The organism is Comamonas sp. DB36, from assembly GCF_057914905.1.
On the sequence record NZ_CP196632.1, the window covers coordinates 435,467 to 447,438 of the forward strand.

Here is an 11,972-nt window from a genome sequence, read left to right on the forward strand (position 1 = left end):
GCCTCTCGCATGCCAAGAACAAGGCCTGGGTTCTTACCCTCGACCAGGCCCAGCAGAAGAAAAACGGTAGAAAAATGAAATTGAAAGCATCGCCCTTTGCCTGGGTGAGTTTTGCGATGATCGTCGGCGTGATGGGCACGGCGCTGATCAGCCCGCTGTACGCACTCTACAAGGAAGCCTGGGATCTGCAGGCCAGCGACATTTCGCGCATCTATGTGATCTACATGGGCGGCGCGCTGTGCACGCTGCTGTTCCTCGGGCGCCTGCCCGACCGCGTGGGCTTCCGGCCGGTGATGATGTTCGGCCTGGGCATGGCCATCATCGGCACGTTCATCAGCCTGATTGCCTGGGATGTGACCAGCCTCAGCGTGGGCCGGTTGATCGTTGGGGTGGCGTCGAGCATGGTGACCACGAGCGCGACGCTGGGCCTGGCCAAGCTGTCGCCTCCGGGCAATGTGCAGCGCGTGGCGATGATGAGCGGTTTCCTGATCGCGCTGGGCTTTGGCGTGGGCCCGCTGGTCGGCGGCGTGATCGGCCAATGGGCGCCGTATCCGCTGGTGACCACCTATGTTCCTACGCTGGTGCTGGCCGCGCTGGGCCTGCTGGCGCTGGCCAAGCTCGAGCTGCCCGACAACGCTTCTCCCAAGGACCAGCAGCCGCTGCAGTGGAGTGATGTGCTGCCCAAGCTGACCTGGCCCACGGGTGAGGCGTCCAAGGCGTTCGCCTTGACCAGCAGCCTGCCGTTTCTCGCCTTCGGTGTGTTCGGCCTCTACGCCGCGATGTCGCCGCTGTTTCTCGACAAGCTCGTGCCCTGGCACGGCCCGGCCGTGAGCGGCACGGCGATTGCGCTGATCCTGCTGATGTCGGCCTGCACGCAGATTCTCGCCGGCCGCATGCCCACGCATTGGTGCGGGGCCCTGGGCCTGGTGGGCCTGGCGGTGAGCAACGCCCTGCTGATGATCAACCTCTGGGCCGGCTCGGCCACGCTGTTCGCGCTGGGCGTGCTGTTCACGGCTGCGGGCCACGGCATGAGCATGCTCGCGGGCATGAGCATGGTCAACCGCATCGCCACGCCGGCCAACCGCTCTGGCCTGCTGTCCACCTATCTGGTGATAGGCTACATCGGCAGCATGGTGCCCATGCTGGGCATTGGCTGGATCGCCGACAACTGGGGCATGGATGCGGCCGTGCGCATCTTCTGCGCCATCGTCATCGTTCTGGGCTCCACGGCCGCAGTGTTCTTCCAGCGCCACCCGCGCATGCAGCCCGTGCTGCTGCCTGCATGACCCAGCAGACCCGGGTTCCGCTGTGGCTGCTGGTACTGGTCACGCTCAGCGGCACCATGGCGATGCACATTTTCGTGCCGGCCCTGCCCGTGGCCGGCGAGGCGCTGGGTGCATCGCCCGCGAGCATGCAGCAGACCATCACGCTCTATGTGGTCGGGCTGGCGCTGGGTCAGCTTATCTATGGTCCGGTGTCCGACGCGCTGGGCCGGCGCCCCGCGCTGCTGCTGGGCCTGTCGATCTATTTCAGTGCGGGCCTGATGGCCTTGTTCGCACCTTCGCTTGAATGGTTGGTCGCCGCGCGACTGCTGCAGGCGCTGGGCGGCGCCGCGGGCATTGCGCTGGGCCGGGCGATCGTGCGCGACACGGCGCATCCCCTGCGCGTGACCAAGGACCTGGCGCTGCTCAATCTGCTGACGCTGGTCGGTCCCGGCCTGTCGCCGATTGTCGGTGCCTATCTTGCGGACCACTTCGGCTGGCGCGCGATCTATGTCTTTCTGGTGCTGGGCGGCAGTGCGATGCTGCTGTTCACCTACCGGCTGCTGCCCGAAACCAATCGGCATCTGCGCGCGCTCAAAATCGGCTCCATCCTGCGCGACTACCGCCAGCTTGTCACCCACCCGGGCTTTGCGGGCTATATGCTGGGCGGCGCCTGCATCACTTCGGCGCTCTATCCCTATCTGGCTTCGGTGCCCTACATAGTGCACGGCCAGATGGGGCTGCCGATCAGCGCGATCGGCTGGTTCGCGGCCAGCACCATTGTGGGCGCGAGCCTGGGCACGTTTCTCACGCGCCGGCTGTCTGGGCGCTGGCCGGCCGACCGCTTTTTGCTGCTGGGCGCGGGGCTGGGCCTGGTCATGGCGGCGACGCTGCTGATCTTCCATCTGCTCGGCTGGCTCACGCCCGCCTGGCTGCTGGCCATCACCGTCACCATGACGTTTGGCGCGGGCTTCGCCAGTCCCGCGGCGCTGGGCTGCGCGCTGTCGGCCGTGCCCGCGCTCGTGGGTTCGGGCGCCGGCCTTTACGGCTTCGGCCAGATGGCGATGGGTGCCCTGGGAACGCTGTTGGTGGGCCATGGCGACGACCCGGTGATCTCCTGCGCGGTGACCCAGATCTGCATCACCGCGCTGGCGCTGGCGAGCTTTCGCCTTGCCCGGGCGCACGGCATCTATTCGAGGCGCTAGGCCTGCGATCCTGGCCTGGGCGACATGCCGCGGCACATGCAGCAGGTTGGTGGATGTCCTACAAAATAAATAGCTTTTATCTATTTATATTTAAACAAACATAGTTAAAGTATTGCTTTTTGCCGCGCGAAGCAGGTTGGCGACACGCCGATGGCGGCCAGCGCGTTTGAGCCTTTGCGCAAAAGCTGGTTCCCTGATGCCGGCGGGCGCGAGCTCCGCCGGCCGGGTTCTCGCACTTTGTGTTCGTGGTAGCAAAGTGTGATTCAAAAGGTCGGTCCGTTCCTGGACCGGCCTTTCTTTTTGATGGACGACGCACGCGCTGCAGGAGGGCGTATGGACACACTCACTTTCATCGCCGAGATGATCAAGGCCGCGGCCTGGCCCTTGGCCGTCGTGGCGATGGCGCTGATCTTTCGCCAGCAGTTGGGTACCTTGCTCACGCGTCTGAGCAAAGGCAAGCTGGGGGCGGCCGAGTTCGAGTTCGAGCAGCAACTCAAGTTGCTGGCTGCGGGCATTCCCGCGGGCGCGGACAGCATGGCCGCCGCCGTGATGCCCGCGGCGGGCGCGTCGCGCCAGGCGATTTTGGCGGCCTGGCGCAATCTGGAGCACCGCACCCAGGCCGGCGGGCAGTCGCTGTGTGCCCAGGATCGTGCGCTCTATCAGCAGTTGCGCGGCTTGCGCGACCAGGCCAGTCATAGCGTGGAGTTCAACCCTTCGCCCGAAGCCGTGGGGCTCTTCTTGCAATTGGCCCGCGGCCTGCAGGCGCGCGTTGAGCAGGCGCCTGGCGCCTAGCGCCGGGGCCGGGCCGCGGCGGGCGCGCCCAGGCTCAGCTCGACCTGGCGCGCCGCGGCGCGCACGCGTTCCGAGATGCTGCGCACCCGGCCCGGCGGCATGCGCTGGCTCAGCGCGGCGACGCTGATCGCGCCTATGGGCTGGCCCATGGAGTTGCAAAAATGCGCGCCCACGGCCGTGACGCCCAGGCTCACGCGGTTCTGTATGACCGCGACGCCGGCTTCCACGGTCTGCGCGCAGGCCTCGGCCAGCGCCGTCGGCGTCAGCTTGCCGAACAGCGGCAAGGCGGGCGCGACGCGCTCGATGATCTGCTGGCGTTCGTCGCCCGCGATCGCCGCCAGAATGGCCAGACCGCCCGCGCCCACGCCCAGCGGCCGGCGGCTGCCGACCTCCAGCACCAGCGTGCGGATGGGAAACGAGCCTTCGCAGCGGTGCATGCACACCGCCTCGAAACTGCTGCGCAGCACCAGATAGACGGTGTCTTCGGTCGCGCGCTCGAGCTCGGCCATCGCGGGCTCGCACAGGTCGCGCACGTCATACATGGTCGAACCGGCAATGCCCAGCTCGAACGCCAGCGGTCCCAGCCGGTAGCGGTGGGTCTCGCGGTTGTGCGCGACCAGACGCTCGGCCATCAGCTGCTTGAGTATGCGGTGCGCCGAAGGATGGGGCATGCCCGACTTTTCAGACAGTTCGGTTAACGGACAGCCGCGTGCGCCCCCGGTCGCCAGCAGTTTGAGCAGGACCACGCCGCGCTTGAGCGAGCCGGCTTCGGTAGTGTTTTTCGTGTTCATTTAACGGACAGGCCTGGGACTGATGCCGCTTGATTAGAAAACAATCAAAGTCATTCAACAACCTGACATCCAACTATTGGACATGCCCATGTCGGAACACCAGCATTCCCCCCTGCGCGGCAAGATCGCGCTCGTCACCGGCGGCAGCAACGGCATAGGCGCGGCCACGGTGCGTGCATTGGCCGGCGCCGGCGCCACCGTGGTGATCGGCTACCACCAGAGCCTGGAGCGCGCGCAGGCGCTGTGCCGCGAGCTGCCCGGCGCGCACCATGCGCTGCGCATCGGGCTTGAAGACCAGGCCAGCCACGCCGCGGCCGCGCAATGGCTTGCGCAGACATTCGATCAAGTGGACATACTCGTGAACTCCGCGGGCTTCACGCAGCGCATTGCGCATGCCGACACCGACACGCTCGATCCCGACCTGTTCAACAGCATTCTCTGCGCCAATGTCGGCGGCACCTATGCGGTCACGCGCGCGCTGCTGCCGCTGCTGCGCCGGTCCGACAGCGCGGTCGTGGTCAACCTGTCCTCGGTCTCGGCGTTCACTGGCCTGGGCAGCAACCTGGCCTACTGCGCGGCCAAGGCGGGCCTGGACACGCTGACCATGTCGATGGCGCGCGCCTTTGCCCCGGTGCGCTTTCTGTGCGTGTCGCCGGCTTCGGTGGACACCGATTTCGTCGGCGGTCGCAGCCGCGCCGAGCTCGAGAAGAAAGCCGCGCAGACGCCGCTGGGCCGCGTGGTCGTGCCCGACGATGTGGCCCAGGCCGTGCTGGCCTGCGCCACGCATCTGCGCACCGCCACGGGCGCGCGCATCGTCATCGATGGAGGGCATTCGCTGTGAACCCTTCGCTGATCAATGCCACCCACGACCCCGCGCTGCGCAGCTGGGTCGAGAGCGCCAACCTGCCCGGCGCCGATTTCCCCATCCAGAACCTGCCGTTCGCGGTGTTCAGCATGCGCGGCGCTGCGGCCGCGCGGCGCTGCGGCGTGGGCATTGGCGACCGGATTCTCGATGTCGCGGCCTGCGCGCCGCTGCTCCACGGTCTGGCCGCCGAAGCCGCCCAGGCCTGCGCGGCGACTACGCTCAATGCGCTGATGGCGCTGGGCCAGGCCCATGCCGCGGCGCTGCGCGCCGAACTCTCGCGCCTGCTGAGCGCGGGCCAGTCGCAGCACCGCGACGCGATCGCCCAGGCGCTGCACCCGCTGGCCGATGTGGAGCTGCATCTGCCCGTGAAGGTCGGCGGCTACACCGATTTCTTTGCGTCGGTGCACCACGCGACGAATGCGGGCCGGCTGTTTCGCCCCGATGCGCCGCTGCTGCCGAACTACAAATATGTGCCCGTGGCCTATAGCGGCCGCGCCAACAGCGTGCGCGTGGGCGGCGCTCCGGTGCAGCGGCCCTGGGGCCAGCTCAAGGCCGCGGAGCAGGCTGCACCGGTGTTCGCGCCGGCCCAGCGCCTGGATTACGAAGTGGAGCTGGCCATCTACATTGGCGCGCCCTCGCAGACCGGGCGCCCGCTGGCCGTGGACAGTGCCTGGGAGCATGTGTTCGGCTTCTCGCTGCTCAATGACTGGTCGGCGCGCGATATCCAGGCCTGGGAATACCAGCCGCTGGGGCCGTTTCTCGCCAAGAGCTTTGCGACCAGCGTCGCGCCCTGGGTGGTGACGGCCCAGGCGCTGGCACCGTTTCGCCAGGCCATGGCGCAGCGCGCTCCCGGCGATCCCGCGCCCCTGCCGCATCTGTTCGATGCCGCCGACCAGGCGCTGGGCGGCGTGAATGTGGCGATCGAGGCCTTGCTGCGCAGTGCGCGCATGCGCGAGCAGCAGCTGCCCGCGCAGCGGCTGTCGCGCTCGAACGCCGCGACGCTCTACTGGAGCTTTGCGCAGATGCTTGCCCACCACACGAGCAACGGCAGCGCGCTCGATACCGGCGATCTGCTGGGCTCGGGAACGATCTCGGGCAGCAGCGCCGACGCGCTGGGCAGCCTGCTGGAGCTCACGCGCGGCGGCGCCCAGCCGCTGACGCTGGCCGCGACGCAGGAGCAGCGCACTTTCCTGCAGGATGGCGACGAAGTGAGCCTGCGCGCGCGCAGCGAGCGCCCGGGTTTTGTCGGCATAGGCTGGGGCGACTGCACGGCCACGCTGGGCGCGGCCACGGCCACGCCCCTGGGCTGAAGGAGAAACCCATGCTTGTCGAACAACGCACCTATACCGCCCACCCCGGCAAGTGGCGCGACTACCTCGCGCTGTACGAAGCCGAAGGTCTGGAGGTGCAGCAGCGCATCCTGGGCCGCATGGTCGGCTACTACACCACCGAATCCGGCCCGCTCAACCAGATCGTGCATCTGTGGGCCTATGTCGATCTCAACGAACGCGCGGCGCGGCGCGCGCGCCTGATGGCCGAGCCCCGCTGGCTGGCCTATGTGGCGCGCATGCTGCCGCTGCTGCAGAGCCAGGAATCGAAGTTCCTCACGCCCGCGCCGTTCTTCACGCCGCTGTGGCAAGCCCCTTGCGTCACCCCCATTCAACAGGAGACCCCCGATGCTATGTAAGAAACTCCACCATGCGGCCTTTCGCTGCAAGGACGCGGCCCAGACCGTGCAGTTCTATACCGAAGTGCTGGGCCTGAAGTTCGCCCACGCGATGGGCGAGGACCATGTGCCGTCCACGGGCAAGTACAGCCCGCACATCCATATCTTTTTCGAGATGGAGGACGGCAGCAACATTGCGTTCTTCGAATGCCCGCAGGATGCGGGCGAAGCCTCGGGGCGCGACGCGCATACGCCGGGCTGGATTCAGCATTTCGCGTTCGAAGTCGACAGCCTCGAGACGCTGGAGCAGGCGCGGCGCGACCTGCTGGCCAAGGGCCTGCAGGTCGTGGGCCCGACCAACCACGACGACTTCATCACCTCGATCTATTTCTTCGACCCCTCGGGCCACAGATTGGAGCTCACGGTGCGCACCTGCGATCCGCAGCGCTATGCGCAGTTCGAGGCGCAGGCGCCCGAAGTGCTGGCGCTGTGGAATGAGACCCACGACTGGTCGCAGCGCGAGAAGGTGTTCGGCGCCCAGACCGGCTACGTGCGCGCGCCGGCCTGAGACGCGGCGCGCCATTTTTCCAACCAAGAAGAGAAGGAGACAAAAAAATGACCGCCCCCATTTCCCGCCGCAGCGCGCTGCTTGCCGGCGCCGCTTCGCTGGCGCCGTTCACGTCCTGGGCCCAGGGCGCGTATCCCAACCGGCCCATACAGCTGATCCACGGTTTCGGCGCGGGCGGCAATGCCGATGTCGTCGCCCGCCTCGTGGGCCAGAAGCTGCAGGAAAGCCTCAAGCAGCCCGTGGTCGTGGAAATCAAGAGCGGCGCGGGCGGCTCCATTGCCAGCAACGCCGTGGCCAAGGCCGCGCCTGACGGCTACAGCCTGGTGATGCTCACGGGCGCGCACACCGTGTCGGCGGCGCTGCGCAAGTCCATGCCTTATGACGCGGTCAAGGACTTCGCTTTCCTGTCCACGGTGTCGTCGTTTCCCTTCGTTGTCGCGGTGCGCGCCGAGCATCCGGCGAAGAACCTGGCCGAACTGCTGGCCATGGCGCGCAAGGATTCGGACAAGATCAGCTTCACCTCGGTGGGCGTGGGCTCGACGCAGCACATGGTCGGTGAGCTGCTGGGCGCGAGCGCCCAGGTCAAGCTGCTGCACATACCCTATCGCGGCGGCGGCGCGCCGGTGCAGGCGGTGATCGCCGGCGACGTCGACGTGCTCACCGACACGCTCACCGTGGCCGCGCCGCACATCAAGTCGGGCCGGCTGCGCGCGCTGGCCGTGACCAGTGCCGAGGCCTGGCCGTCGGCGCCGGGCGTGCCCACGGTCGCCGCGGTGCTGCCGGGCTTCGAGGTGCGCTCCTGGCTGGGCCTGGCCGCGCCCGCGGGAACGCCCGCGGACGTGGTGCAAAAGCTCGCCGCCGAAATCCACAAGGCGCTCAAGGCGCCCGATCTGCAGCAGGCCCTGGCCCAGGCCGGCAGCGCCGCGACGCCGAGTTCGCCCGAGCAGATGCGCGCCATGGTCAGCAGCGAAATCGCGCGCTGGCGCGATGTCATCCAGCAGGTCGGCATTCCGCTGCAGACCTGATTTCACGCGACAATCGCGGGGCTGCGCCGCAGGCTTGCGGACGCAGCCCTTTTTTTGTGACCTTCAAGGAAATTTTCATGGACATCGTCGGAATCTGTGGCAGCCTGCGCGGCCAATCCATCAACCGCATGCTGCTCAATCTCGCGGGCGACTGCCTGCCCGAAGGCACGACCTTGGAGGTCTGCGAATGGGGTGACGTGCCGGCATTCAACTCCGACGTGATGGCCAAAGGGCTGCCCGCATCGGTGTCGGCGCTGCGCGAACGCATACGCAAGGCCGATGCCGTCATCATCGCCACGCCCGAGTACAACTTCTCGATTCCGGGAATGCTCAAGAATGCGATCGACTGGGTCTCGCGCGGCGACGACCAGCCGCTGCTCGACAAGCCCGTGGCCATTCTGTCGGCAACTCCCGGCCCGTTGGGCGGCGCACGCGTGCAGTATGACCTGCGCAAGGTGCTGCTGTTCATGAATGCCGCCGTGCTGGTCAAGCCCGAAGTGTTCGTCGGTTTCGCCAACCAGAAGTTCGACGCCGACGGCCAGTGCACCGACTCCACGACGCGCGGCTTCGTGCAGTCGCAGATGGACGCGCTGGTGCGCCATGCCAAGCGCCAGCAGCAGCTGCAGGCGCTGGGCTGAGCCCCGGGGGCGCGCGCGCCCTTTTTTTAGCCGCTAAAGTTTCAGGCGCGCGCGCAGCCAGGGCAGGGCGGTCTTGAATGGTCTGCGTGCTCGCCATGGGACAATGCTGCCTGTTCCAGGAGTGCGCCCCCTTGCAGATCACCCGCCGCGTCGATCCCTACAGCCTGCGCCTTTTTGTCGCCGCCGCCCAGGCCGGCTCCATCGTGCGCGCGGCGGCGCAAGAGCATATCGCGGCCTCGGCGCTGAGCCGGCGGCTTGCCGACCTGGAGCATGCGTTCGGCCGGCCGCTGCTGGTGCGCTCGACCCGCGGCGTGTCCTTGACCGATGCCGGGCGCGTGGTGCTCGCGCGCGGCCTGCAGATAGACGAAGACCTGCAGGCGCTGGTGCGCGAAGTGCAGTCCGAAGGCGACGAGGTGCGCGGCACGGTGCGGCTGTACGCCAACATGTCGTCGGTCATAGGCTTTCTGCCCGAGCGCCTCAAGCGCTTCATGGCGGCCTATCCGCAGGTGCGCGTGGCGCTGCATGAAATGGACACCTCAGACGTGCTGCGCGCCTGCCTCGACGACCGCGCCGATGTCGGCGTGGGCGTGCAGGTGGACGCGCCCGCGGGCCTGGACGCCTGGCATTTCGCGCAGGATCCCTTGTATGTGGTGGTGCCCGCTGCGCATGCGCTCGCGGCCCAGGCCAGCGTCGATTTCGGCCAGGCGCTGGACCATGCGCTGATAGGCATCCACCAGGGCGGGGCGCTGGACCGCGAACTCACGGCGCGTGCGCTCGCGCTGGGCCGGGTGTTCGCGCCCACGGTGTCGGTCAGCAGCTTCGATGCCGTATGCCGCATGGTCGAAGCCGGCATGGGCGTGGCGGTGGTGCCGCACAGCGCGGCCGCGGCCTATGCGGGTGCCGCGCATTTCGCGCGCCGTCCACTGGCTGCGTCCTGGGCCGCGCGCAGCCTGCACCTCTACGCCTTGCACCGTTCGCCGCAGCCGCGCGCCACGCAGGCGCTGATCGACAGCCTCAAGCAGCCAGCCCCGGGGTAAGTCCCGATCGCGCATTTCGCGCGACCCCCCTTGCCGTGTTGGCGCTTGGCCTGCAGGCCCCGGCGCGCCAGCATGGCGCATGGCTGACAAACCCCATTCCCCACCCATCCACACACCCGCCGCATTGCGCTTCAATGCGCGCATTCTGTTCCTGAGCCAGTCGCCGGCAGCGGTCGAGGCCGTGCTGCGCAGCGAAACCCGGGCGCTGGCCCAGGCCATGCCGCTGCGCGATGACGTATCGACCGACGAGATCACGCCGCTGCCGATTCTCACGCACTACGACGAGCAGCTGGGCCGCTACCCCTACACCGGCTTCAAGGCCGGCGACAGCCTGCCGATTGGCGCGGACGCGGTGCGCGCCGCGGGCATCGAAGTCGTGGTCGCGGGCAAGCGTTACGGCAAGGGCTCGTCGCGCGAGCACAGCCCCACGGCAGAGAAGCTGGCCGGCGTGCGACTGGTGATTGCCGAAAGCTTCGAGCGCATCTACCGGCAGAACGCCGACAACATCGGGCTGTTCACGTCCACCGATCTGGGCCTGGTCGAGCGCATTGCGGCGGGAGAAGCCATCCCGTTGGAGGAATTGCTCGCGGGGCGCGATGCGCTGGCCGCGGCCGTCCTGCGCAGCGGCGGGCTGCTGCGCTTTGGCCAGGCGCACATGCGCGCCATCAAGGAGAGCGCCTGTGACGCGGCGCCCGGTCCGCAGACGCTGTTCGAGAAGATCGTCGCGCGCCATGCGCTGGCGACGGCGCTGACGCCCGCGTCGCCGCTCGTGGGCGCAGGAATCTTCGTGCGCGCCGACTGGCGTTTCATTCACGAGTACTACACCGGCATGGCCGCGCACATGCTGCATGCCAGCCTGGGCCGGCCGCTGGCGCTGCAGGACCCGGGCTCGGTGATCGTCTTCGAGGACCATACCTCGTATGTCGAGGAAAGCCCGGCCCATGTGCGCGCCGGTCTGGTGCCCAACGTGCAGCGCATGGTCCAGGCCCAGCGCGCCTTCGTTGCCGAATACGGCCTGCGCTCGCACCGCACGCTGACCGAGGCCGAAGCCTTGGACGACCAGGCCAGCGATGCGGCCGGCATCTCGCATGCCATGGTCGCCGAGCACTACGCGCTGCCGGGCCAGCTGGTCGTGGGCACCGATTCGCATACGCCGCACAGCGGCGCGCTGGGCTGCGTGGCGTTCGGCGTGGGCACGACCGACATGGCCAATGCGCTGGTCACGGGCGCGGTGCGGCTCACGGTGCCGGCCTCGCTGCTGGTGCGCTGCAACGGCCGGCTGGCCGCGGGCGTCACCGCCAAGGACCTGGTGCTGCACCTGCTGGCCCAGCCGTTCATCCGCGCCGGCGGCGGCGTGGGCAAGGTGTTTGAATTTGTCGGCGAGGGCGTGCAGGCGCTGTCGATCGACGAGCGCGCGACGCTGACCAACATGACGGCCGAGCTCGGCGGCCTGACAGGAATCGTCGCGCCCGATCAGGAGACGCTGCGCTTTTTGCGCGAGCGCCGCGGCGTCGACTTCAGGCTCGAAGACTGGATGCAAAGCGATGCCGGCGCCGAGTACGCCCAGGTGCTGGAGATCGACTGCGCGGGTGTGCCGCCCATGGTCGCGGCGCCCGGCGATCCGGGCAACGGCCTGGCGCTGGCGGATGTCGCCGCGCCGCTGCGCATAGACATCGCCTACGGCGGCTCGTGCACCGCGGGCAAGCGCGAGGATTTCGTGCATTACCACGCCGTGCTGCGCTGGGCTGCGGACCGCGGGCTGCGCGTCGCTCCCGGCGTGGCGCTGTACCTGCAGTTCGGCACCACGGCGGTGCGCGATCACTGCATCGCCGCGGGCTACATGGACGCATTCGAGCGCGTGGGCGCGCGCATTCTGCAGCCCTCGTGCGGCGCCTGCGGCAACTGCGGGCCCGGGGGCTCGCAGCGCGCCGACCAGGTCACGGTCAGCGCGATCAACCGCAACTTCCCCGGCCGCGGCGGCCCCGGCAGCGTATGGCTCGCGAGCCCGCCGACGGTGGCGGCCAGCGCGATTGCCGGAGAACTGCTGTCGTTCGAGCAGCTGCAGGCGCGCCACCGCTGAGCGCAGCGCGCGCTCCATGGCGAGGGCCGGCGCAGACCGGCAC

General features: G+C 68.3%; 12 protein-coding genes. 11 read left to right on the forward strand and 1 reads right to left on the reverse strand.

Annotated features, from left to right (window positions below; all coding sequences use genetic code 11):
• Window positions 1–74: 74 nt before the first annotated feature.
• The 3 genes from ACSVDO_RS22995 (at window position 75) to ACSVDO_RS23005 (ending at window position 3,259) form a co-directional block, all read left to right on the forward strand.
• On the forward strand, window positions 75–1,286 hold the full coding sequence (locus ACSVDO_RS22995; protein ID WP_332681556.1) for an MFS transporter: 1,212 nt from the start codon (window positions 75–77) through the stop codon (window positions 1,284–1,286).
• Complete coding sequence (locus ACSVDO_RS23000; protein ID WP_489596551.1) at window positions 1,283–2,467, forward strand: multidrug effflux MFS transporter; 1,185 nt, start codon at window positions 1,283–1,285, stop codon at window positions 2,465–2,467. The genes ACSVDO_RS22995 and ACSVDO_RS23000 overlap by 4 nt, the downstream gene beginning before the upstream one ends.
• A gap of 333 nt (window positions 2,468–2,800) precedes the next feature.
• On the forward strand, window positions 2,801–3,259 hold the full coding sequence (locus ACSVDO_RS23005; protein WP_489596552.1) for a hypothetical protein: 459 nt from the start codon (window positions 2,801–2,803) through the stop codon (window positions 3,257–3,259).
• Here the strand turns inward: ACSVDO_RS23005 and ACSVDO_RS23010 are convergent.
• The gene (locus ACSVDO_RS23010) at window positions 3,256–4,050 is read right to left on the reverse strand and encodes an IclR family transcriptional regulator (RefSeq protein ID WP_489596554.1); all 795 of its coding nucleotides are present in this window, start codon (window positions 4,048–4,050) and stop codon (window positions 3,256–3,258) included. The two genes, ACSVDO_RS23005 and ACSVDO_RS23010, sit on opposite strands and share 4 nt — an antisense overlap.
• Before the next feature lie 88 nt (window positions 4,051–4,138).
• On the opposite strand from ACSVDO_RS23010, the gene ACSVDO_RS23015 reads away from it, so the two are divergent.
• From ACSVDO_RS23015 to ACSVDO_RS23050, 8 genes are all read left to right on the forward strand, one after another.
• A complete protein-coding gene (locus ACSVDO_RS23015) occupies window positions 4,139–4,891 on the forward strand; it encodes an SDR family NAD(P)-dependent oxidoreductase (protein ID WP_332547508.1) in 753 nt (250 codons plus the stop codon).
• Window positions 4,888–6,225, forward strand: a complete 1,338-nt coding sequence (gene fahA, locus ACSVDO_RS23020) for a fumarylacetoacetase (RefSeq protein WP_489596556.1) — start codon at window positions 4,888–4,890, stop codon at window positions 6,223–6,225. The genes ACSVDO_RS23015 and fahA overlap by 4 nt, the downstream gene beginning before the upstream one ends.
• 11 nt (window positions 6,226–6,236) lie before the next feature.
• A complete protein-coding gene (locus tag ACSVDO_RS23025; protein WP_332537900.1) occupies window positions 6,237–6,602 on the forward strand; it encodes an NIPSNAP family protein in 366 nt (121 codons plus the stop codon).
• Window positions 6,592–7,149 (forward strand): VOC family protein, encoded by a 558-nt coding sequence (locus ACSVDO_RS23030; protein WP_332537901.1) that lies wholly within the window; start codon window positions 6,592–6,594, stop codon window positions 7,147–7,149. Before ACSVDO_RS23025 ends, ACSVDO_RS23030 begins: the two co-directional genes overlap by 11 nt.
• A 47-nt stretch (window positions 7,150–7,196) precedes the next feature.
• Entirely contained in the window at window positions 7,197–8,174 is a 978-nt protein-coding gene (locus ACSVDO_RS23035; RefSeq protein ID WP_332537902.1) for a tripartite tricarboxylate transporter substrate binding protein, read from the forward strand.
• 77 nt (window positions 8,175–8,251) lie between these two features.
• Entirely contained in the window at window positions 8,252–8,812 is a 561-nt protein-coding gene (locus ACSVDO_RS23040) for an NADPH-dependent FMN reductase (RefSeq protein ID WP_489596558.1), read from the forward strand.
• 137 nt (window positions 8,813–8,949) lie between these two features.
• Window positions 8,950–9,849: a LysR family transcriptional regulator gene (locus ACSVDO_RS23045; protein WP_489597389.1), complete on the forward strand. Its 900-nt coding sequence runs from the start codon at window positions 8,950–8,952 to the stop codon at window positions 9,847–9,849.
• Window positions 9,850–9,928: 79 nt separating this feature from the next.
• Window positions 9,929–11,929 carry an aconitase family protein gene (locus tag ACSVDO_RS23050; protein ID WP_489596560.1) on the forward strand — a complete coding sequence of 667 codons (2,001 nt, stop codon included), beginning with the start codon at window positions 9,929–9,931 and terminating at the stop codon, window positions 11,927–11,929.
• The last annotated feature ends 43 nt before the right edge of the window (window positions 11,930–11,972 follow it).